Consider the following 22,621-nt stretch of genomic DNA (forward strand, 5'->3'; position numbering starts at 1 on the left):
GGCTCGTCAGATCTTGCGCCCGACCCCCGAGAGCATCCAGACCGACTCGGCGTCCCGCGCGGTCCCGGGGGTGTCCGGGCGCCACTGCGGCAGGTACACAAGGCCGGGCTCCACGAGGTCGTACCCGTCGAAGAGCGCCTGGATCTCCTTCGGCGAGCGCAGGACCGCGGGTGAGGTGGCGCGGTTCTTGTAGACGTCCGCGGCGGCCTCGGCCGCGCCGGTGTTCTGCGCGGGCGAGGTGATGTGCGACAGCGCCAGGTGACTGCCGGGCACGGTGAGGTCGCGGAACGCGGCGACGATGCCGTACGGGTCGTACTCGTCGGCGATGAAGTGCAGCACCGACATGAACAGCACGGCGACCGGCTCGTCGAAGCGGATGAGGCGGTGCAGGTCCGGGTGCTTGAGGATCGACTCGGGGTCGCGCATGTCGGCCTCGATGACGGCGGTGGTGCCGTCGCTCGGCAGGAGGGCCTTCGCGTGCACCCGTACGATCGGGTCGTTGTCGATGTAGACGACGCGCGCGCTCGGGTCGACGGCCTGGGCGATCTCGTGCACGTTGCCCTGCGTGGGCAGCCCGGTGCCGACGTCGACGAACTGCCGGATGCCGGCCTCGGCGGCGAGGAACCGTACGGCCCGGCCGAGGAAGGCGCGGTTCTCCTTGGCCAGGATCCGCACCTCGGGAGCGGCGCTCAGCACCTGCTCCGCCGCCTCGCGGTCGACGGCGAAGTTGTCCTTGCCCCCGAGGTAGTAGTCGTACATTCGGGCCGGTGTCGGCCTATTTGTACGCAGATCCAGAGGGATCTCCTCGTCTGGCACCAGTGTCCCCTTCGACTCTTGATCCGCCTCGATATGGCCCCTCTCGGGTATGTGCCGAGAGTACCGGTGTGGCCTTTGCTGCGCGAAATGTCGAGTGGTGCGCGAGAGGCGGCGACCTCGCCGACCTGCTTATGTTCCAGAACGGTCGAAACCGCCCGCGCGGATCAGTGGCGTGATCGCCTCGCGCCGTGCCCACCGGCAGGCCATGCTGGGGAGCATGGGCCCGAAACCGTGGGAACGCTGGGCGGTGACGATCGTCGGCCTGGCCTTAGCCGCCGGTGGCGTCGCGCTCGGCGCCGGCCCGTACAACGACCGCCGCGCGTTCGAGAAGGCGGGTTACTGCGGCGAATCGACGTCGTCCGATGGCTGCATCGCGCGAATGCGGATGACCGTTGTGTCGAAGTCGACGTACACGACCCACGACCCCGATCCGGACTGGCCCCCTCCGCAGCCACCGCCGCAACCCCCTCCGATGCCACCGCCGTTCCAGGGACCGTTCCGGATCGCCCCCGCGGTGGGAGGAATGCTGGCCTCCCTCCCGATGTCGGACACCGTCCACTACGAACTGACCGTACGGACCGAGGACGGCGCGCGGCACAAGTACGCGGTGGGTCACACCGTCTACGACGCGGCGAAACCGGGGACGGCCGGGGTGGCCGAGGTCTGGCACGGCCACGTCAGACGGCTGCGAATCGGCGCCGACAGTCACGAGGAGTGGTCGTACTGGTCGCTGGGCCTGTCCTGGGTCCTCGCCTGGATCGGCGTGATGCTGATCGCCGGCTGGGGCCTGTCGCTGGCCGGCGTCCCGCTGCCCATCGTGATCGGCGCTTGGTGGGGCGGCGTCATCGTGTTCACGTCCTTCCACGACTGGAGACCCGCCATCTGGGTCATCCCGGCCATCTTCGCCGGCGCCGTCCTCACCTTGCGCGTGTCCGCGACGATCATGGCCGCCCGACGCCCTTCCCGGTGGTGAGTTCGGCCACGGCGGCGCGTGGTGGCCGGCTCGGGCACCCGCGGCCCCGGTGCGCTGAGTCACGAAGACGGCGCTCTTCGCCGGCCGATCGCTTTGACAGGCCTTGATTGATCACTCTATGTGGTGATAGTACTACCGTACGTATCTGCAAGTTTCTCCTCGGAGGTTCCCCCGGTGGACGCACGTCTGGATCGCATCAACGCCGCATTCGACGCTCTGGACACCAACTCCAACGGCTATCTGGAGGCCGACGACTTCGACCGGCTCGGGCACCGGATCGTCGAGGCCCTGGGCGTGGCGGAGAGCTCGCCCAAGGCCCAGGCGCTCCACGCGAGCTGCCGGGGCTACTGGGAAGGCCTGGTCGAGACGCTCGACGAGAACCGCGACGGGAGGCTGAGCCCCGAGGAGTACGCCCGCTTCCACGAGCCGAGCGAGTTCGAGGACGGCGTCCGGCCGTACGCGGACGCGCTCACCGCGATCTGCGACCGGGACGACGACGGCTTCGTCCAGCGCGAGGACTTCGTACGGGGCATGTCCGCGGTGGGCTTCCCCGCGGACAACGTCGAGGCCCTCTTCAAGGCGTTCGACCCCCAGGGCACCGGCGAGGTCGCCACGACCGAGTGGCGCATCGCCATCGAGGAGTACTTCCTGTCCCGAGGCGGCCATCCCGTCGGCGACACCCTGGTCTGACCCCGGCCGGTGTCGGCCGGGAGCGTCCGTCCGTCCCAGTGCCGGGCCGACGGCCCTGGCCGCCGGGGACGAAACCGTCCACCGCGGCGACCGCGCCGGTGAACTCGCGACCGAGCACCACCACACCTCGCCGAGAACGCCGCGGCCGTGGCGCAGGCCGCCGCGCCGCAACGCGCCGTCAGATGCCCGCGCGGAGCGCTTCGTGTGTGCGGCGCGGGTCTACGGGTGGCCGGTGGCATCCCGGCGGGCGGGTGCCGGGTGGTGCCGCTCCGCTGTGGCGGCGGGGAGAAGGAGGACTCATGGCCGATGGCGTCGGCGTGGAGGAGGGGGTCGGGTCGACGGCCCTGGTGGTGGCCGCGGCGCGGGCGATCGAGACGCACCGTCACGACGCCCTGGCCCGTGACGTCTACGCCGAGCACTTCGTACGCGCGGCGCGGGTGTCCGTCGGCTGGCCGGTGCGGCCTCGGCAGGTGCCGGGGGGTGAGGCCGATCCGTTGTGGGGGCGGCTCGGGCGCTACTTCGGCCTGCGGACGCGGGTGCTCGACGACTTCCTCCTCCGGCAGGCGCGCGCCGGGGTCCGGCAGGTCGTCCTGCTCGGGGCCGGGCTGGACACGCGGGCGTACCGGCTCGACTGGCCGCCCGGCTGCCGGGTCTTCGAGATCGACAGGGAGGGCGTGCTCGCGTTCAAGGGGCGGGTCCTCGGCGGGCTGCGGGCCGCGCCGAAGGCCGAGCGGGTCGCGATCGGGGTCGATCTGCGCGGCGACTGGGCCGAGGCGCTGACCGGAGCGGGCTTCGACCCCGAGGCGCCGACCGCCTGGCTCGCCGAAGGTGTGCTGCTCTACGTTCCCCGTCTCGCCGAACGCGCCCTCATGGCGGCCGTGGACAGGCTCAGCGCGGCGGGGAGCGCCCTGGCCTACGAGGTCAAGCTCGGCGTGGAGTCGGCGGACGTCCGCGAGAGCCCGATCTACGCGGAGGCCAGGCGGCAGGCCGGCGTCGACTTCCTCGTCCTGTTCGACCGGGACCCGCGGCCCGACTCCGCCGGGGACCTGGCCGCCCGCGGCTGGCGTACGTCGGTCCACACCGCGTTCGACTTCTCCCGCCACCACGGACGCGGCCCACGCCCCCAGCCCGACCGCCCCGACGCACTGGCCGCCAACCGGTGGATATTCGCGAACCTGCGAACACGGTGAGTCACGGTTCCACTACAGTCCGAGCATACGAAAGGAGACAGGCATGAGGTCGAAGGTCCCGCCCATCGCCGCGGCCACCGTGGCGGTCGCGGCCGCTTCGGTTCTCATGGCGGGGGCGGCGCACGCCTTCGGCACCGTCGGGCATCTGGCCGAGCACGAGCACATCACCCGGGCGGCACTCGCGTGCGGCACGCCCGGGGGCGGCCCCGACTGCGTCGAACCGCGCTCGCTGGACCAGGTCGCGGGCATGAAGGGCACCTTCGGGGCGGTCGGCTCGCCGGACAACCCGCTGACCGGGGAGATGCTGACCTCGGCGGCGCACTGCGACAACGCCGACTACGTCGAGGGCCCCGAATACCGCCCAGAGGACCGCCGGCGGGCCACGGCCGCCCTTCTGGACTGCGTCGATTACGCCCGCGCCCGCGTACGCGCCGGTGTCCGGCGGGCCGCCGACGTCCTCGACTCCCAGGGCCGCGTCAAGCCCGAAGAGGTCAGCCTCAAATTCTCGGTGATCCCGCCGCACCCGGCCAACTGCTCCTTCAACCGGGTACGCGGCCGCGTCAAGTGCGACGTCATCGAGGAGTTCGGCCGTGCCCTGCACGCGATGCAGGACTTCTACTCCCACAGCAACTGGGCCGACGAGGCCGCCCCCGGGCCGATCGGCGTGCGCAACCCGCCCGGCGGCCGGCAGGACGACATCAGCCCGCTGTTCGCCCTCTTCGGGCCTGAGCCGTCCGACGTACCCGGCTGGCTGACCACCGGCTGCTTCGACGCCCAGGCCGCCATCTCGGGCGAACGGGCCGGGTGCACCGACGACGGCCGGACCCGCCTCAAGCACGCCTGGATCAACAAGGACCACGGCGTGATCGACCCCCGTACGGGCGCCGCCTCGTGCGTGGAGAACGACAAGAACGTGTGCACCTCGCGCGGGCAGGCCGGTGAGGACTTCGCCCGTGCCGTACGCGGGGCCGTCGACGACACCCGCCGCCAGTGGCGCGACTTCGCCACCGCCGTACGCCAGGCCTATCCCGGGCGCGGCGACCTCATCGTCTGCGCCCTCGCCCACGACGACCCGGTCAGGACCTGCCGATGACTACGACTCCGGGTGGATGCCGAGCTCGCCGAGGAGGGGCCACAGGCTCGCCATGGCCTTGTCGGGGTCGCGGTAGAACGCGCTGCCCCGGACCCGCCAGAAGCGCCAGCCCAGACGCTCCAGGACCAGCTGGCGGCGCAGGTCGGCCTCCCACTGGTCGGGGCCGTGATACCTGTCCCCGTCGCACTCGATGGCGAGCTTGCGCCCCGCGCCCCGTACGACCAGGTCGATTCGCAGGCTGCCCACGGGGTGCTGCGGCGTGACCCGGTAGCCACGCGCCAGCAGCTGGCGCAGGACGCGGCGTTCGAAGTCGGACTCACAACGGGACTCCAGATCCTGGGCCAGTGCGGGGGAGCGCTGACCGTCGCGGGCGTAGCGGATCAGTTTGGCGCGCTGGTCGTCCGGGTGCAGCGCGTCCGGCTGGACGCTGTGGAACACCCACATCTGGTCGCGGGCGCGGCTGGCCGTGACGTTCATCCGCTGCTCGAAGACGCGTGAGGTGGCCGCGCTCCGCGCGTCGTCGGCGACGACGCTGATGAAGATCACGTCGCGTTCGTCGCCCTGGAAGCCGTACGCGTCGGCGCAGCGCAGCCGGCGTGCCTCGTACTCCTCCGGGCCGAGCTTGTGCAGCAGCGCGGCGTCGATGAACTGCGCCTGCCGGCTCGTGCCCAGCAGGGAGATCACGCCCATGGTCCGGCCCTCGTACGCGGGGTCGGCGCAGCATTCGACCAGCGCGTCGACCAGCGCCCGCGCCTCCGCCTCGTTCACCTCGCCGACGGCCAGGTCCTGCCGTACGCCGTCCTCGACGTACACGGCGCGTACGACCGGGCCCGGCAGGCGGGTGGTCTCCTCGCGCAGCGGCTGGATCTCGCCGCCGTAGTAGTGCTGGGAGGAGAACTCGATGATCTGCGGCAGGCAGCGGAAGTGCTCGCGCAGCCGTACGACGCCGGGGAACAGCCGGGCCGACGCGTCGTACAGGCTCGACTCCAGGTCGAGCAGCAGCGCATTGGGGAACTCGCCCAGGTGCGTACGGATGAGCTCGTCGACCCGCCCGCGTTCGGTGCCGATCGCGGACGGGCTGATCTGCCGGTCGTCGCCGACGACCACGATCTTGGAGCCGAGCCCGAGCAGGCCGAGCGCGAACGTGTCGCACTGGCTGCTCTCGTCGACCACCACGACGTCGAACGGCGGGGCGGCGGCCGGGTCGAAGGACTCCACGACCCGGTAGTACGGCATGATCCAGATCGGCACCGCGCCCATGGCGTGCGGCATCAGCCGCTGGGCCTCGGCGCGCCACTTGCTGGCCGCCACGCCCGTGCCCTTGCCGATCTTGCGGAGCGTCTGCAGCCAGCCGACCAGCGCCTGCCGCTGGGAGTGGCCCAGGTTGCGCTTCATCGCGAGCCAGGCCGACCGGCGCGTCAGCTCCAGGGTGAGCGCGCGCTGTTCGTCCTGCGTACGTTCCAGGCGCCGCTGCACCTCGGCGACGTCGTCCGCGCCGATGATGCCCGACAGCCAGGTCTCGGCCTGCCGCCACTGCCACAGCAGGTCGAGCTGGGCGGGGTCGCCGGCCAGCATCGCCCGGCCCCCGGTGGAGCGGATCAGCTCGGCCCAGCGCGGCGTCACCTCGGCGAGCCGGTCGTACAGCGACGCGAGGCGTACGACGGCGGGGCGCATGGCGCCCAGGCGCGCGGCGGTCGCGACCGCGGAGTTCCAGCGCCCCCAGTCCGCGGAGTTGAGCGCGTCCAGCAGGTCGTCCCACAGCGAGCTCGCCTCGGGGCGGGTGCGCGCCGCCGCCAGCCATTCGCCGAACCGGGTCAGGTCCGACTGCAGCGACCGCTGCCGCTGCCGGGAGCGCAGGCCGTCGAGGACCTCCGACAGCAGGCGCAGGTCGTCGGGGGAGGGCCTCGGCGGGGCGGGCAGGACGTACGCGACGCGGTCGCGCAGCCAGGGCCAGTCGACGGTCTCCCAGTGCAGGGCGGCGACGACCTGCTGGGTGTGTTCGCCGATCCAGGTCTCGACCGCGGAGATGCCGGGGGGCACGGGAGGCGCCGCGAGCGCCACGACGAACTCATCGGCCCACAGGGCCGCGAGCGACTCGCGGAGCCGCCGCAGCCGCAGCCACGCCGTCACCCGGTCGACGTCCCCCGCCGTACGCGGCGGCTCACCGTCGATGCGGACCGACTTCACGAACTGCGCGAGGTCGCGGTTGACCAGCGAGGAGACCTTCTTGTGCTCGGCGTAGCGGCGGCGCAGCTGGTCGAGCATCTCGAGGTTCTCGCGGTAGGGCCGGTCGGGCATCTCGATCCGGGAGCCGGCGAACGCCGAGCGCATCGCCGCGCACTCGTGCGCGCCCTGCCGGAGCCGTTCGGCGTGCCCCGACCACAGCTCCAGCCACTGCCGCTCCTGCGCGACCTGCGCGCGCAGCCGTACGAGCCACTCCTCGCTCAGGAGGGTCAGGCCGTCAGCCGCCCGCGCGGCGTCGTCGGAGAGCCGGGCCAGCTCGGCGTCGCCGAGCGCGTCGATCCGCGCGAGGTCGGCGTCGTGACCGGCCAGGATCCGGCCGAGCCGGCGTACCTCCTCGGTGTCATGGGCCAGGCGCTCCCCGGTCGGGAGTTCGCTCGCGACCGGCATGTCGGCGGTGCAGGCGATCGCGTCCGAGGGGCCGACGCGCTGGAGGAGGGAGTACAGCTCGGCGAGCTCGGCCGGGGTCAGCGGGCACTCCGTGCCGAAGGAGAGCGCGTCGGGGATCCGGCCGAGGTCGTGCTGGTGCTGGACCAGCCAGTCGGCGACCTCGCCGGCGCGGCGCGGATGACCGGCGACCTCCAGGCTCTCCCGCTCGCGTTCGAGGCCGGTCCGCAGGCGCTTGCGCAGCCGGAGCACCTCGGCCTCGACCTCGTCGAGCCGGAGGCGGAGCCCGGCCACCGCCCGGCTCTCCTGCTCCTCGTCCACACTGTCCGCCGCGGACGTGATGGCCTGGACGGACCGCTGCAGCTCCGTCAGGTGCGCCGAGGACGAGCCGAGCACGGCGAGCGACAGGTCGCGCAGGTCGTCCGGGATCTTCTCACGCAGCACGGTCAGCGCCTGGTCCTTGTGCGCGGTGACCAGCACGCGCTTGCCGTGCGCCACGAGGTGCGACACGAGGTTGGCGATCGTGTGGCTCTTGCCCGTACCGGGCGGGCCCTGCACGGTGACGCCGCTGTGCGTGGCGAGCTTGCGCGCGATCTGCACCTGCTCGTCGTTGGCGGCCAGCGGGAGCAGGAGCTGTTCGGCCACGGGCGCCCAGTCCTCGGCGTCCAGGGCGGCGGCGTCGTCCTCCCCGGCGGCGAGCGCGACCATCGGGGCGGGCAGTGAGGGCCGGTCGGCCATCGCGAGCTTGAGCTGCTCGAAGAACTTCAGGAACATCACGCGGCGCCGGCGTACGACCAGCCGCCACGTGTCCACGATCACCGGGGCCTCGGTGGTCTCGGGCAGCTCCGGGCCTTCGTCGACCCGGTCGTCAAGGCCCAGCGGGGCCACGATCCGGCGGTAGAGCGCACGCGCCTCGCCGGACCAGACGTCGACCGGCTCGGCGGCGAGCTCCTCGCCGATCCGGCCCAGCCGCTCCAGGTCGGGCACGCCGAGCCCCTGCAGGCAGTCGAGCTCCAGCACGGGCAGGCCGTCGGGCACGACCGACAGGTCGCCGGACTCGTCGTCGAAGACGATCCGTACGGGGGTGAGCACCATCGGGTGGCGGATCCGCCGGCCGGCGAAGTTCCAGCCGAGGACGCCGTGGCCCCAGACCAGCTCGTGCGTCGCCTCGTCGGTGCGCATCCGCTGCCGCAGCCGGAACAGCGTCTCGTACAGCCGCCGCGCGGCGACCGCGGGCCGCGCCTCGTGCGCCCAGGGCTCCCAGACCTCGGTCATCCACTCCAGCACGGCGGCCTCGGCGTCGGGGTCGTCGTCGGGCGGCAGCGGCGTGAAGTGCGGGTCGTCGACCGGCACGCCGTCCAGGAAGGACGCGAGCGCCTCGGGTACGGGGGGCGGCACCGGCCTGGGCACCTTCGCCACCCGGAGCCACGTCGTCCCGGCGCCGAGGCTCACGGAGGGGTGCGGCGGCACGTCGGACGGCGCGACCGTCACGTCATAGTCCGCGACGTCGCGGACCGGCTTGGCGTGGACCTCCTGGGCGAGCGCGCTCAGGTAGTCGTGCAGCCGCCCGATCCGTTCGCGGGTGTTCATGTCGTCCATCTTGGGCGCCCCGTCCGTCCGATCCACCCATCTTTCCCCACGGATCTGACGCACGGGCGGGCTCCCCGGACCCGCCCGTGTCGGCCCCGTCACTCCGAAAGGTTCCGAACCTGTTGTCTGACTGCTGTCAACAATCGATAACAAATCGTTCATCGGAAAGTGCTTCACATCACACTCGCAGCCGTTTACCGTCCCCGGTGCGTGAATCGACCCGCGGATTCACCGCAGGCATTGGGAGGCTTGATGCTGTTCAACCGGATCGGCCGTCGCATTCGCTGGAGCATGACGGCCGCCTCGGCCCTCGTACTGGCGAGCCTGGGGATGCCGGCGCTCGCGGCCACCCCGTCCGTGGCGCAATCCACCGTCGTCGGAATTCACAACGCCTACACCAAGGCGGACTTCCCGTATCTGGCCAAGGCCCTCGACGCCGGCGCGTCAATGGTCGAGCTGGACGCGTGGGACGACATCTTCACCCGCGAGTGGAAGGTCAGCCACGACAAGCCGACCAGCAACGACAACAACTGCGTCAACGCCGCCGGCCCGGCCGACATCTACACCGGCAGCGCCAACAAGGACCTCGGCTCCTGTCTGGACGACATCAAGTACTGGCTCGCCGCGCACCCGTCGTCCGGCCCCATCTTCGTCAAGGTCGAGCTCAAGGCCGGCTTCCAGAACAACTACGGGATGGGACCGGCCGCGTTCGACGCGGACGTGAACGCCCACCTGGGGAACGTGCTGTACCGCCCCGCCGACCTGCTCGGCGGCCACGCGAGCCTGGACGAGGCGGCGAAGGCGAACGACTGGCCGAGCCGCGCGTCGCTGGCCGGCAAGGTCATCATGTACGTCATCCCCGGCACGGTGGAGCTGGCCAACCCGACCGACAAGCTGCACACCGACGTGGAGTACGCCACGTACCTGAAGAACCTCAAGGCGGCCGGGAACCTCGCCACCGCCACGACCTTCCCCACCGTGCTCGGCGCGCTCACCGGAGACCCCCGCGCGCAGTACACCGACGCGAGCATCCGGCCCTGGTTCGTGGTCTTCGACGGTGACGCCGCGACGTACGTCGCGGGCGTCGACACCTCCTGGTACGACACCAACCACTACCTGCTGACCATGACCGACGCGCACAACGTGCCGCCCGCCCTGGACGACACGAATCCGCCGGTCGCCGACGCCCAGAACCGGGTGGCCCAGCTTGCCCGGGACCACGCGTCGATCGCCTCGTGCGACTGGTACGCCCTGCCGTCCGTGCTCTCCCAGGTCCTGACGCGCGGCTGAGACACGCAGGGGAAACGCGGCGGCGGGCGGGGGAGACCCAGCCCGCCGCCGGTTCCTACGGGGTCAGACGCAGGACCTGGGGGTCGTGGTCGCTCGTCTGGCCGGTGTACTCCGCGTTGACGTGCACCACCTGGTAGCGCACGCCGCGTACGAGCGGGGACACCAGGATGTGGTCGAGCACCTCGGAGATGCCGTCGTACACGTAGGTGTAACGCTCGTCGCGCGGCAGCGTGCTGATCAGGTCGGTCAGGATCGGCAGGCCGCGCCCGCTGGTGGAGCCCGTCCGCAGCGCCGCCAGCGCCGGGCTGAACTGGTAGTCGTTCAGGTCGCCGAGCACGACGACGTCGGCCAGCAGGTCCTTCTTCAGGATCTGGCCGACGAAGTCATGGACCTCCTTGGCCTGGCTCGCGCGCTGCACTGCCGACGACTGCGCCGGGTACTGGTAGCGCCCGTCCGCGTTCTGGTCGCCCAGCTTGGAGGCGAAGTGGTTCGCGATGACGAACACCGGCTTGTTCCGGAACAGGAACTCGCCCGCGAGCGGCTTGCGGCTGGAGTTCCAGGCCGTGCTCGCCGGGTCGATCCGGCCCGGCGACAGGCTCAGGGCCGGCCTGCCGTGCACCCTCTCGACGGACGTCGGGGTGGTCGAGCGGTTCACCGACGCGGCGCCGCGGTCCACGAAGGACACGCGTGCCGGGTTGAACAGGAACACCACGCGGATGTTGCCGCCGGGCTGGCCGCCGTCCTGGTCGTTGACCGGGTCGATCTCCCGCCAGTCGTACTTCGGGCCGCCGGCCGCGGTGATCGCCGCGGTCAGCTTGGTCAGCGTCTGGTCGGCCGCGACCACGCCGTCGTCGGTGGCGCCGGTGTTGTCCTGCACCTCCTCGACCGCCACGATGTCGGGCCTGGCGAGGTTCGTGACGATGCCCTGCGCGAGCCGCGCGTACTTGGTGGCGGGGTCGCCCGGCGCGAGGTTCTCGACGTTGTACGTCGCCACCGCGAGCTGCCCGGCGTCCTGCGGGGTCGCGACGATCGGCGGCAGATTCTTGTGCTGGACGGCGCCGACCTGCGTCGCGGCGATCGTGTAGCCGCCGAACAGGGAGTAGTCGACCGGCCCGGCGGTCGCGCCCTGGAAGACGTCGCCGACCGAGACGCCCGGGTCGCTGCCGTCGGCCGGGACGACCTCGACGCGGCCGGACGGCACGGCGTTCTCGGCGAGGAGCTCGGTGCCGCCGCGGTACGTCGGCGTCTGCGCCGGTTTGGTGGTGACGTACTGCTCGCCGAAGCTGTTCGACGGGCCGACCACCCGCGCGTCGTCGACCTCGACGCGCATGCCCTCGCGGGACTCCCAGAAGTCCAGGGCCGAGCGGGCCGGGGTGACCGGCGTGGACTCGATGTCGCCGCCGCCGAGGTCGGGGGCGTACGCGGCGGGAACCGTGTCCGGGGTGATGACCTCGGCCGCCGGCAGCGCGTTGCCGTGGGACAGGACCGAGACGCTGGGACCGCCGATCTCGGTCACCGACAGGTTGGAGGTGGCCGGGAGCGTGTCGCCGCTGGCCAGGGGGTAGTAGTCCTTGACCGTGCCCGTGACCAGGACGGAGTCGCCCACCGCCACGCCCGGCGACGAGGTGAAGACGAAGACGCCCTCGCTGGTGGCCGGGTCCGCGTCCGGGGCCGGGTCCTGGATCCAGTAGCCCCTGCTGCTGCCCGCCGACCGGATCGCGGTGACGATGCCGGGCACGTTGGTGACGTGCTGGCCGTCCTGCGGCGAGAGCCAGCCGGCGCCCTGGATGTCGTGGATGCGCAGCGGGCCGGGCTCGCCGCCGCCACCGCCTCCGCCGCCCCCGACGGTGTTCGCCGCGCCGGGCGTCGGGTCCGCGCCGCCGAAGTCGGCGGAGTTGTCGTCGCTGTCCGCCGCGTCCTTGCGCTGTACGGAGGCGGTGTTGGACGCGCCGGCGGCCGGCGCCGTCTCGTTCAGCACGGCGGTGCCGTAGCCGACGAGGTCCGTCGAGGCGCTCTGGCAGGCCGCCGAGTCCGCGCAGGTCAGCGCCGTCGTTCCCTGGACCAGGGCGATCGTGCCGGCGGTGGCGGACATCGCGATGGTGCCGGTGGCCTGCGTCTCCGGCAGGGCCTGCGTGCCGCCCGCGCCCTTCGCCTCGCCGATGAGGTAGAAGCCGCCGGGCGCGAGCGAGCCGCCCAGCGCGGTGACCTGCCAGGTGCCGGTCGCGCCGCCGGAGTGGTACTGCACGGACCAGCCGTCCAGGCTCACGGCGGCGCCGCTCCGGTTGGTGAGCTCGACGAAGTCGTTGGTGTAGGTGGCGCCGGAGTTCCCTCCGCCGCCGTACACCTCGTTGACCACCACGGACGTCGCCGGTGTGGCGGACGCCGGCGCGTCGCCGACGGCGACTCCGGCGGCGAGCGCGAGGCCGCCGACGGCGACACCCGCGGTCGCCCTCGTCAGCCCGAACTTCACATGGACGCGCAAGAGACCCTCCGATGACCGATGTCTGTCGGCCCCCATGATGCTGGGGCGGCCACCGCGGCGAAATGGCGAGCGAGCGTATTTCTCGCGAACGGATCGTCCGTTCCGGCTGGTTAGGACGGTCCGCAGGCCGTTTGCCGAACAATGGGTAGGCGGCTGGTCACGGAAATGGCGCGCGGTGAGGGATTCCACCAAATCGGCGGTGCCGGAATCGGCGGGATCTGCCGACCCGGCGCCATGACCACAAGCGGCCTGCCGTCGTCGCGAGAAGGCCGCCGGAAAAAGTGTTATCCGGCGACCGGCGGCCGCGTCTCCTGACTGTGAGAGAGTTCAGTGCCGTGGTGGCAACCCCCATGCCAGGCGTCGGGACCGTACGCGCGGCCCAGCGCGGTGACCGGCAGGCGCTCGCGGACCTCGCGTCGGGCTGCCTTCCCCTCCTTTACAACATCGTCGGCCGGGCGTTGAACGGCCATCCGGACGTGGACGACGTCGTGCAGGAGACGGTGCTGCGCACGCTGCGCGGCGTCTCCGGGCTCCGGCAGGCGTCCTCCTTCCGGTCCTGGCTGGTCGCGGTCGCGATCCGGCAGATCCGTGACTACCACCGGTCTCGCCCGCGCTCGACGCCCCTGGAGGACGTCCCCGACGTGGCCGATCCCGGCGCCGACTTCGCCGAGGTCACGATCCTGCGGCTCAGGCTCTCCGGCCAGCGCAAGGAGATCGCCGAGGCGACCCGGTGGCTCGACGAGGACGACCGCGAGCTCCTCGCGCTGTGGTGGCTGGAGGAGGGGGGCGAGCTCGAACGCGCCGACCTCGTGGCCGCGCTCGACCTGCCGGGGCCGCACGTCGCGGTGCGCGTCCAGCGGATGAAGCGGCAGCTCGACGTCGGGCGCGCCGTGGTGCGCGTGCTCGCCGACCCGGGGGAGTGCGCCGGGCTCGCCGCGCTCCTCGCGGACTGGGACGGGCGGCCCGCGCCGCTGTGGCGCAAGCGGTTCGCCCGCCACATCCGCGACTGCGCCGCCTGCTCGGCCCGCTCGTCGGACCTGATCCCGGCCGAGCGGCTGCTGGCGTCCCTTCCGCTCGTGCCCGTGCCTCTGGCGCTCGCCCACGGCGCGGCCGTGCCGGGCGCCGCCGCGCACGCCCGGCACGCCGGGAAACTGCTGCACCTGCCGGCGAAGGCGCTCGTCGCCGTACCGCTCGCCGGGGCCGCCGTCGCGGGTCTCGTCGGGTACGCCACGCTCGGCCGGGGTGGCGCGGAACGCCCCGCCGCCGCGACCGAGCGTGGCGTGCCGGCCACCTCGCCGGCCGTACGCGACCCGTCGCGCTCGCCGGTCCCGACGCCGCCCGCGCCTACGCTGATGGCCAAGGGTCACCCCCCGGTCGTAAGCGCCGCCGCGAGCTCGTGCCTGAAGGGGGTCGCCACCTGGAAGTTCGGCGCGGCGAGCACCGCGCTCAAGTCCTCTGGCGCCTGCTGGTACTACGACTGGGCCGCCGAGACCTCGGGGATCACCAAGCCGTCCGGCGTGGAGTTCGTGCCGATGATCTGGGGATCGAAGTCGGTCACCGCGGCGACGCTCGCCCAGGCCAAGGCCCGCGGCCGTACGCTCCTCGGCTTCAACGAGCCCGACATGGCCGCCCAGGCGAACATGTCGCCGGCCCAGGCGCTCGCCCTGTGGCCGAAGCTGACGGCGACCGGGATGCGGATCGGCAGCCCGGCGGTCGCGGCGAACGGCGCCACCGCCGGCGGCTGGCTCGACCGGTTCATGCGCGGCGCCGCCGCGCGTCACTACCGGGTCGACTTCATCACGTTGCACTGGTACGGCTCGGACTTCGACAGCTCGCGCGCGGTCGCACAACTCCGCCAGTACGTGCAGGCGGTGTACGCGCGCTACCACAAGCCGATCTGGCTGACCGAGTACGCGCTGATCCGCTTCGGCGCCACCTCGACGTACCCGTCCCAGAGCCGGCAGGCGGCCTTCCTCAAGGCGTCGACGACGATGCTCGCCGGCCTGAAGGGCGTCGAACGGTACGCGTGGTTCGGCCTGCCCGCCACGAAGGGCAGCGGCACCGGCCTGTTCACCGAGGCGGGCACGCCGAACACCGTCGGCAGGGCCTTCCAGGGCCTGCCGCGTACCAAGCGCTGAGGGGAGGACCCGTCGTGCACCGCAAGAACCCGCGCCGCGCCGCCGCCCTCCTCGCCGCCGCCGTCTGCGCGCTCGGCCTGGCCGCCGCGCTGCTGCTCGACGGCCCGGTCCGGGGAGACCGGGCCGCGTCGAAGCCCATCGCGGAGGCTCCCTCGGGCTCGGCCTCGGCCTCCGCGCCGGCGGACGCGCCGCTCACCCTGTCGGTCAGGTCCGCGCCGCCCAGGCCGCGCAAGACGCCCAAGCCCGACCGGCGCGCCGGGGAACGGCTGCTCACCCTGGTCAACCGCACGGCCCGTACGATCTGGCCCGCGGTGGCGAACGACCCGAAGCACCACCTCGCCGCGACCGGCTGGCGGCTGGAGCCGGGCGCGCGCGTCAGCGTCGTGCTGCCGGCCCACTGGGACGCCCGCGTCTGGGGTCGTACCGGCTGCTCGTTCGACTCCGCCGGCCGGGGCCACTGCGTGACCGGCGACTGCGGCGGGCGGTTCCAGTGCGGCAGCCGCTGGGGCGCGCTGCCCGCCACGCTGGGCGAGTTCAACCTGGACGCCTGGCAGGACATGGACTTCTACGACGTCAGCCTGGTCGACGGCTCGAACCTGCCGATGTACATCAACCACACCGGCGGCACGCCCGACAAGATCAGCTCCACCGGCTGCGTGTCCGCAGGCTGCACGAAGGACGCGAACGACACGTGCCCGCGGACGCTGCGGGTGACCCACGACGGCGCGGTGGTCGCGTGCCGCAGCGCGTGCGTGGCGTTGAACACCGACCAGACCTGCTGCCGTGGCCAGTGGGCGCCCCGGTCACGGTGCAGGCCCTCGGAGTGGCCGATCGACTCTGCGGCGTTGTTCAAACACGCCGAACCGGCGGCGTACTCCTATGTCAACGACGACGCCACCAGCGTATTCACCTGCAAGGGAAGTTGCGACTACCGCATCACCTTCGGCCGCAGCCCCTGACCGTCCGGTGCGTTCACTCCCGGCCGAGCGTTCCCGACACCGTCACCTTGTCCTTGCCGTCGCGATAAGTGACGACGACCGTGTCGCCCTCACGCACGATCTGGATGTCTCCGACGTCGCAGCCCGACATGTCCTCGGGGAAATCGGTGTTCACGGTGAGCCGGTCCGCCTTGAGGCCGATCGGCACCGCCGTTCCGGCGCACTTGGCTTCGAGATAGAGGACGTCACCGTTGTGCCTGCCGGCTCGCAGCCTGAGCTCGACGTTCCAGTGAGCCTTCTCATCTCCGGCGGCCCTGACCGTTCCTTTCCAGTCGCCGGCGAACTGCTCAGGTACGGACACGGACGGCTGCGGGCCCTGCTCCTCGAAGGGCACGGAACAAGACCCGCTGACCTGTGCCATCAAGATCGCCGATGCCAGGGCGAAGCCAGAGACACAGACGAATATCAGGTTGAACTTTCGGTGCGAGGCCGGCGCGTAGATCGGTTTCGGCGGCAGCGGGTGGCCGGGGTTCGAGGTGGCCCAGGGGTCCGGTGGGTGAGCGCTCGGCGGTTCCGGCCTCTCCCACGGGTCCGACGTCACCCACGGGCCCGGTGGAGGAGCGCTCGGCGGTTCCGGCCTCTCCCACGGGTCCGACATCGCCCACGGGTCCCGTGGGGGAGCGCTCCCCGGTTCCGGCCTCTCCCACGGGTCCGGTGGGGGAGCGGCCGCGGCTTCCGTCCCGTGCCGGGCTTCCGTACGTCGCTTACTCCCGGATGCCGACCGGAAGAGGCGGTAGGCGGCCCGACGGCCGAGCAGGACGTCGCGGGCCGCGTTGAGAAGCCGGATCCTCTCCTCGGCTCTGCCCTTGGCCGGCTGGTCGGTGAACAGGTCCGGGTGACTCACCTTGACCAAGGCCCGGTAGGCGCGCCGAACCTCCTCATCCGAGGCATCTGGGTCCACCCCGAGCAGGTCGTACGCGTCGTGTCCGGCGAGCTCGGAGAACTCCGCGGGAACCGCTACCCGCCGATCCGGCGTGCGACCGCGGCCCGGTAACACGTCACCGACCAGTGCGCGGTCGCGGTCGTGTGGCCCGACGGGATCGTGCTCGTGCCGACGGCGACCGTGACATCCTTCGGGCCGGCCAGATACAGCAGGAACATGGACAGGCCGTACTCCGACCCTTCGGCGCCCCACTGGTACCGGAGGACCCGTTGCCCGTGGACGAAAGGCGCCTGGAGCAACTCCTGCGCCCGCGGCGGGAGGTTACCGAGCACGCCTTCGATATCGGCGCCGAGACCGAGGTTCACGTACCGCGGGCCGGCGGGACCGGGCGACGGAGCCGGGCCGGACGACCGGGAGGACGCGTACGGCGGAGGGCGGTGGTCCACACGTACGTGCCGTAACGACCCGGGGAGGAACGCGAACGCGGAGATGGCATAGGCCGGGCGGAGCTGCGCGTTGAGCCGCGGATCCGCCAGGCTCAGGCCCCGATCGCCGAAGACCACGGCATAGGACCGGCCGTCCGGACTGGAGCCGTCCCGGTGCGCGGTCCACTCGATGACCGCGCCGGCGTGTTCCAGCAGCCGGCTCCGGACACGTGAGCCGATGTTCCGCCAGCACTCCTCACGAGATTTCTCAACGGCGGAAAGACCCAGGTGTCCTGGGGCGTGGAGAGCGACCTGGACCGGCTGTTCCGTTAATCGTCCTGGTCCGTTCGCCTGGACCAGTCTGCCGTCATGTCGCCCCTCGGGGCGATTGGTTCCCGAGGGAACCAAAGGAAACGATGAACCCACGCGCCGAGCCTCCCCGTCATGCGTCTCGAACGATATGTATATTATGGCGGGTTTTGACGATATTTGCCCCCTGGTGGCGCTCGGTCCATCAATGGACGGTCTTTGACTTCGAAAAGATCTCGGCGGGCCGCATGGCGTCGGGGAAATGTGGAGCATGACCTATTTCGTCGCGCTCTCCGTTGACCGAAATCCGCCTCGTGTCGTTTCCGGAACGTCCCTCCCCGTACGGTGAGCCGGGATCCGGTCACCTGGCTCCACCGGATCGTGGCCGGCGACGTGGAACGCGACCGTGCCCGGGGTCGTTCCGGCCCCGGGCGCCACGGCGGCATCCCTGACACCCGGCTATACCTCTCTTGACCGTCTTGTCCAGCCCGTGTCCGCTTCAGGCCGCCGCGCGAGTCTTTAACCCTTTTGGATTGACCGCATTCGGCCCGAAGGTCACGATGCCTGGGCGTGACAACGTTGTCATCCCCTCGTTGAACGGAGACGGTATGAGGCGACCGGCGGCGCGCCTGGCGTCCGCGGTGGCACTGGCCACGGCGGCGTTCCTCGGCAGCGGCTCCCCCGCCATGGCGCAGGTCCCCACCCCTACGCCCAGCCACGGATCACAGCTTTCCCGCGCCCGTACGGCCACCTGCGTCAAGGACGCCGACGGACGCCTGACCAACTGTCCGAAGCCCCTCGCCGCCAAGGCGTTGCCGAAGGCCGCCAAGGACACCTCCACCCTCGCGACCGTGAGCGACCCCGCGACGCTCGTCGACACGCGTACCTGGACCACGGGCGGCGGCAACACCTTCCCCGGCGCCGACGTGCCGTACGGGATGGTCCAGTGGAGCCCCGACACCATGCCGCACCGGAACGCCGGCGGCGGCTACAACTACGGCGACGAGGAGCTCACCGGCTACAGCCTCACGCACGTCAGCGGCCCCGGCTGCGGCGCGGCGCAGGACGTGCCGATCCTGCCGGTCACCGGCGACCTGCCGAGCGGGGACCCGAACGACGCGACGACCGCGTTCACCAACGCCGGCGAGGTCGCGCAGGCGGGCTACTACTCGGCGCAGAGCAACCTGCCCGACACGATCACCACGCAGCTCACCGAGACCCCGCACAGCGCGATGGGCCGCTTCACGTTCCCCGCGACGACGCAGGCCGGGTTCCTGGTCAAGCTCATGGACAGCCAGAACGGCGACTCGGCGTCCAGCGCGCAGATCGTCGGGACCAACGAGATCAAGGGCTCGGACACGAGCGGCGGCTTCTGCGGCGACTCGCACCAGTACACGCTGTACTACGACATCGTCTTCGACCGTCCGTTCACCGCGTCGAAGGTGATCGCCGGTGACAAGAGCCCGTCCGCGGTCTCGGTCACGTTCGACACCACGAAGAGCACCGCGGTCCAGGCCAAGGTCGGCATCTCGTACGTGAGTGCCGACAATGCCGCGCTGAACTGGAAGACCGAGAACCCCGGCTGGAACTTCGACTCGGTCAAGAAGGCCGCGCAGAAGTCGTGGAACACGCTGCTGGGCCGGATCGCCGTCTCGGGCGGCGAGGCCTCGACGACGCAGGAGTTCTACAGCCTGCTCTACAAGGACTTCATCCAGCCGAACATCACGAGCGACGTCAACGGGCAGTTCATGGGCTCGGACGTCAAGGTGCACTCGGTCTCGGGTACGCAGAAACAGCAGTACGGGATGTACTCGGGCTGGGACACCTACCATTCGCTGGCGCAACTGCAGGCGATGCTGACGCCCAAGGAAGCCAGCGACCAGGCCCAGTCGCAGGTCAACTACTACGCCGAGAACGGCATCATCCAGCAGTGGGGCTACCTGCACCTGGACAACTGGGTGATGGCCGGCGACCCGGGCACGGCCCTGATCGCGGACTACTACGCGTTCGGGGCCAAGGACTTCGACACCAAGTCCGCCCTCGCCGACATGCTGAAACAGGCGAACTCGGTCAATGACGTACGGCCGGGTGCGGCGCTGGAGGAGAAGTACGGCTACCTCCCCGAGGACGGCACGTACGGCTGCTGCAACCCGCACAACCAGGTGTCCTCGTTGCTGGAGTACGACAACGCCGACTTCGCGCTGTCGCGCTTCGCCGCATCTCTCGGGGACAGCGCGAACGCCGCGAAACTGCAGGACCGGGCGAACAACTGGGCGAACGTCTTCAACACCTCGACCGGGCTGCTGACGCCGCGGCTGCAGAACGGCGCCTTCCTCACCGGGATCACGCCTTCGACGACGAGCCACTACATCGAGGGCAGCGCGTACGAGTACCTGTGGGACGTGCCGAACGACTACGCGGGACTCTTCTCGCTGCTCGGCGGCCCGTCGAAGGTGAAGCCGGCGCTGCGGAAGTTCCTGTCCAGGCCGGACGGGTACGGCGAGTACGCCCAGCTCTCCAACGAGTTCGGCTCCGGCGAGGAGTACGCCCTCGACTACGCGGGCGACCCGGCCGGCACGCAGCAGGCGGTCAACACCCTGCGGTACGGGCTCTACCTGCCCGGCCCGTCGGGCCTGCCGGACAACGACGACCTCGGCGCGAACAGCTCCGCGTTCGTCTGGTCGATGCTGGGGATGTTCCCGGAGAACCCGGGCAGCGACACGCTGGTCTTCGGCAGCCCCGGCTTCCCGCACGCGACGATCTCGCTGCCGAGCGGGAAGACCATCAAGATCAACGCTCCGGGTGCCTCGGCGTCGTCGTACTACGTGAAGTCGATGAAGCTGAACGGGAAGGCGAACACCAAGCTGTACGTCCCGTACTCCACCCTCGCCAAGGGCGGGACCCTGGACTGGACGATGAGCGGCACGGCGACCTCGTGGGGCACGGGCGCCTCGGACGCGCCTCCGTCGTACGGGCCGACGTTCGCCGCGACGGGCGCACTCAGCCCGTCGTCGCTGATCCTCCAGCCGGGGGAGTCGTCGAAGACCACGCTGTCGGTGAAGTCGCTGACCTCCGGCTCCCAGTCGGTGCAGTGGGCGGCTTCGGCGCCCTCCGGGGTGACCGTCAGTCCGGCGAGCGGCACGCTGGCCGTGTCGGGCGACGGGACGGCCACCGCCGACGTGACGGTGACCGCGGGCGACACCGACGGGAGCCATCCGGTCAACTTCACTCTCACCAGCGCGTCGGGCAAGATCCTCCCGGTGTCGTTGTCGGTGATCGTCGCCAGACCGGGAGACCTCGCGCCGTTCTATGACAACGCGGGCATCAGCGACGACAGCGCTCCGTCGGGCGCGAACTACGACGGCGGCGGCTGGAGCTATTCGCAACAGGCACTGACCGCGGCGGGCCTCGCCCCGGGCGCGTCCGTGACGTCCGGCGGCATCACCTACACCTGGCCGAACGTCCCGGCAGGGCAGGCGGACAACGTCTCGGTCGGCGGCCAGACCATCCCGGTGAGCGCGCCGGACGGCGCCACCAAGCTGGGCTTCCTCGGCAGCGCCCACAACGCGGGCACGGCCGGGTCGTCGGGCACCGCCACGATCACCTACACCGACGGGTCGACGTCGACGGCCACGATGGGCTTCAGCGACTGGACCCTGTCGGCCGGGAGCGGCACTCCCGGCTTCGGCAACGTGATCACCGCCTCCACTCCCTATCGCAACTTCACCTCAGGAAAGGACCAGGTGAAGACGTACGTCTTCGCCGAGACCATTCCCATCACGAGCGGTAAGACGGTCACCTCGGTGACCTTGCCGCCTTCTCTCAGCCAGGGCGCCATCGGCGTTTTCGCCATAGCGGCCGGCTGATCCCTGCCGCGGAGGGCCGGGGGCTGGTGTACCCCCGGCCTTTCGCTTTTGTTCGGCTTCTGTACGGTGTCGTGTTCCGATAGCCTGCCGGGGAAATCGTCTGTGGGCCTTTGAGCTGGTCATCCGGTGTCCGGCCACGCGCGATCCGCCGATCCTTTGGAGAGCTGCGATGGCGCCCACGCTTGAGGTCGAGATCCGGGATCTCGTGACGATGACGAACGATCTGGCCGAGGTCGGCACCACTTTCGCCGGCATCAAGACACTGGTGTCGGACACCCGGATCGCGACGAGCAACTGGCCGGCCGCGGGCTGGCACGCCGCCGACGCGTACAAGAGCGCGTCGTCGACCGCGGAGCAGGCCGCAGGCGCGGTCAGCGACGCGAGCAAGGCGACGGCCCTGAACCTCGACGCTGTGGCCAGGCACTACGCCGGCGCGGAGTACCACTCGTCGATCACCCCGTCCGCCCCGTCGAACGTGGGCTCCCCGAACTCCGGGTCGAGGCTGACTCTCAACAACGGGGCCCGCCTGTCCATGCCGGTGACCGAAGGAGCGATCGCCATCCTCCTGGTGCTGGCCCAGGCCCGGTCGTCGGTCAAGGCCTCCGCCCGTGCGACGGGCCTGCTGCCGTACTTCCTCGCCGTGGACGCCACGACGATCGAGCCCAACATCCGGGAGTCGGGTCCGTTCCGCGAGGCCCGCGACACCTGGCGCTCGATCGCGGACATCAAGCCGCTGCTGAGCGACCTGGACGCCCTGGTGCCGCTGCGGAACTGGGAGGGCGACGCGGCGAGCGGCTTCGACGCGCACATGCTCTACAACGTCCTGCCGGTGCTGGACCGCTTCGTGTCGGTGGCCGAGTCCATGGGCGACCTGTGCGACGAGATGGCCAAGGGAATGGACGAGATCAACCACCAGTGGCTGGCCCTGCTCATCAAGACCTCGATCCACCTGCTGGCGCTCAACCTGATCCCGCTGCCGTACCGGCTGGTGTTCTCGATCGCGGCTGCCACGCTGTTCGCGACGAACGTCGCGATCCTGTACTGGAAGATGCGCTCCTGGTACTCGGCGAAGTCCGAGGCGGTGCACAGCATGGCAGCGGAGGCGGGGGCCCTGGCGGTGGAATGCTTCGACGAGACCCAGACCCTCGACGCCAACCGCAACCTCCTGAACCCGCGCTTCACGATGGTCTCGGACGAATGGTCCGCCGGCGACTGGCTCGACAACTGGCGCTACAAAGCCGACGCCTGAG

Annotated in this window: 14 protein-coding genes and 1 pseudogene; 9 read left to right on the top strand and 6 right to left on the bottom strand. The window is 71.1% G+C overall.

What is annotated here, in order from left to right:
• Nucleotides 1-6 precede the first annotated feature (6 nt).
• Nucleotides 7-816, bottom strand: a complete 810-nt coding sequence (locus tag QWU11_RS01780; RefSeq protein WP_290103172.1) for an SAM-dependent methyltransferase — start codon at nucleotides 814-816, stop codon at nucleotides 7-9.
• A 217-nt stretch (nucleotides 817-1,033) separates the two neighbouring features.
• On the opposite strand from QWU11_RS01780, the gene QWU11_RS01785 reads away from it, so the two are divergent.
• From QWU11_RS01785 to QWU11_RS01800, 4 genes are all read left to right on the top strand, one after another.
• Complete coding sequence (locus QWU11_RS01785) at nucleotides 1,034-1,789, top strand: hypothetical protein (protein WP_290103173.1); 756 nt, start codon at nucleotides 1,034-1,036, stop codon at nucleotides 1,787-1,789.
• 174 nt (nucleotides 1,790-1,963) lie between these two features.
• Complete coding sequence (locus tag QWU11_RS01790; RefSeq protein WP_290103175.1) at nucleotides 1,964-2,479, top strand: EF-hand domain-containing protein; 516 nt, start codon at nucleotides 1,964-1,966, stop codon at nucleotides 2,477-2,479.
• A gap of 299 nt (nucleotides 2,480-2,778) precedes the next feature.
• Nucleotides 2,779-3,669 carry a class I SAM-dependent methyltransferase gene (locus QWU11_RS01795; protein ID WP_290103177.1) on the top strand — a complete coding sequence of 297 codons (891 nt, stop codon included), beginning with the start codon at nucleotides 2,779-2,781 and terminating at the stop codon, nucleotides 3,667-3,669.
• A 43-nt stretch (nucleotides 3,670-3,712) separates the two neighbouring features.
• Nucleotides 3,713-4,762: a hypothetical protein gene (locus QWU11_RS01800; protein WP_290103178.1), complete on the top strand. Its 1,050-nt coding sequence runs from the start codon at nucleotides 3,713-3,715 to the stop codon at nucleotides 4,760-4,762.
• Here QWU11_RS01800 and QWU11_RS01805 read toward each other — a convergent pair whose 3' ends face one another.
• Complete coding sequence (locus QWU11_RS01805) at nucleotides 4,763-9,016, bottom strand: AAA domain-containing protein (RefSeq protein WP_290103179.1); 4,254 nt, start codon at nucleotides 9,014-9,016, stop codon at nucleotides 4,763-4,765.
• Between the two features lie 216 nt (nucleotides 9,017-9,232).
• On the opposite strand from QWU11_RS01805, the gene QWU11_RS01810 reads away from it, so the two are divergent.
• Nucleotides 9,233-10,270 (top strand): phosphatidylinositol-specific phospholipase C domain-containing protein, encoded by a 1,038-nt coding sequence (locus QWU11_RS01810; RefSeq protein WP_290103180.1) that lies wholly within the window; start codon nucleotides 9,233-9,235, stop codon nucleotides 10,268-10,270.
• Between the two features lie 55 nt (nucleotides 10,271-10,325).
• Here QWU11_RS01810 and QWU11_RS01815 read toward each other — a convergent pair whose 3' ends face one another.
• Nucleotides 10,326-12,752, bottom strand: a complete 2,427-nt coding sequence (locus QWU11_RS01815; protein ID WP_290103181.1) for a lamin tail domain-containing protein — start codon at nucleotides 12,750-12,752, stop codon at nucleotides 10,326-10,328.
• A gap of 350 nt (nucleotides 12,753-13,102) precedes the next feature.
• On the opposite strand from QWU11_RS01815, the gene QWU11_RS01820 reads away from it, so the two are divergent.
• Nucleotides 13,103-14,890, top strand: coding sequence for a sigma-70 family RNA polymerase sigma factor (locus QWU11_RS01820; RefSeq protein WP_290103182.1), 1,788 nt, complete (start codon nucleotides 13,103-13,105; stop codon nucleotides 14,888-14,890).
• Between the two features lie 14 nt (nucleotides 14,891-14,904).
• Nucleotides 14,905-15,849, top strand: a complete 945-nt coding sequence (locus QWU11_RS01825) for a thaumatin family protein (protein ID WP_290103183.1) — start codon at nucleotides 14,905-14,907, stop codon at nucleotides 15,847-15,849.
• A gap of 13 nt (nucleotides 15,850-15,862) precedes the next feature.
• Here QWU11_RS01825 and QWU11_RS01830 read toward each other — a convergent pair whose 3' ends face one another.
• From QWU11_RS01830 to QWU11_RS01835, 3 genes and pseudogenes are all read right to left on the bottom strand, one after another.
• Entirely contained in the window at nucleotides 15,863-16,429 is a 567-nt protein-coding gene (locus QWU11_RS01830) for a hypothetical protein (protein WP_290103184.1), read from the bottom strand.
• A 222-nt stretch (nucleotides 16,430-16,651) separates the two neighbouring features.
• Nucleotides 16,652-16,885, bottom strand: a pseudogene (locus tag QWU11_RS47160) (J domain-containing protein); the annotation flags it as partial.
• The gene (locus QWU11_RS01835) at nucleotides 16,846-17,334 is read right to left on the bottom strand and encodes a hypothetical protein (protein WP_290103185.1); all 489 of its coding nucleotides are present in this window, start codon (nucleotides 17,332-17,334) and stop codon (nucleotides 16,846-16,848) included. The pseudogene QWU11_RS47160 and the gene QWU11_RS01835, both read right to left, overlap by 40 nt.
• 779 nt (nucleotides 17,335-18,113) lie before the next feature.
• Between QWU11_RS01835 and QWU11_RS01840 the strand changes: the two genes are divergently transcribed.
• A complete protein-coding gene (locus tag QWU11_RS01840) occupies nucleotides 18,114-21,371 on the top strand; it encodes a GH92 family glycosyl hydrolase (RefSeq protein WP_290103186.1) in 3,258 nt (1,085 codons plus the stop codon).
• Between the two features lie 169 nt (nucleotides 21,372-21,540).
• Nucleotides 21,541-22,620 carry a hypothetical protein gene (locus tag QWU11_RS01845; protein WP_290103187.1) on the top strand — a complete coding sequence of 360 codons (1,080 nt, stop codon included), beginning with the start codon at nucleotides 21,541-21,543 and terminating at the stop codon, nucleotides 22,618-22,620.
• The last annotated feature ends 1 nt before the right edge of the window (nucleotide 22,621 follow it).

It is taken from the genome of Actinomadura sp. DC4 (assembly GCF_030406325.1).
Classification (GTDB): Bacteria; Actinomycetota; Actinomycetes; order Streptosporangiales; family Streptosporangiaceae; genus Actinoallomurus.

Excerpts from the sequence above, each read along its gene's own strand:
- QWU11_RS01785 (WP_290103173.1), top strand. The coding sequence starts at position 1,034 with ATGGGCCCGAAACCGTGGGAACGCTGGGCGGTGACGATCGTCGGCCTG.
- QWU11_RS01795 (WP_290103177.1), top strand. The coding sequence starts at position 2,779 with ATGGCCGATGGCGTCGGCGTGGAGGAGGGGGTCGGGTCGACGGCCCTG.
- QWU11_RS01800 (WP_290103178.1), top strand. The coding sequence starts at position 3,713 with ATGAGGTCGAAGGTCCCGCCCATCGCCGCGGCCACCGTGGCGGTCGCG.
- QWU11_RS01810 (WP_290103180.1), top strand. The coding sequence starts at position 9,233 with ATGCTGTTCAACCGGATCGGCCGTCGCATTCGCTGGAGCATGACGGCC.
- QWU11_RS01820 (WP_290103182.1), top strand. The coding sequence starts at position 13,103 with ATGCCAGGCGTCGGGACCGTACGCGCGGCCCAGCGCGGTGACCGGCAG.
- QWU11_RS01840 (WP_290103186.1), top strand. The coding sequence starts at position 18,114 with ATGAGGCGACCGGCGGCGCGCCTGGCGTCCGCGGTGGCACTGGCCACG.
- QWU11_RS01845 (WP_290103187.1), top strand. The coding sequence starts at position 21,541 with ATGGCGCCCACGCTTGAGGTCGAGATCCGGGATCTCGTGACGATGACG.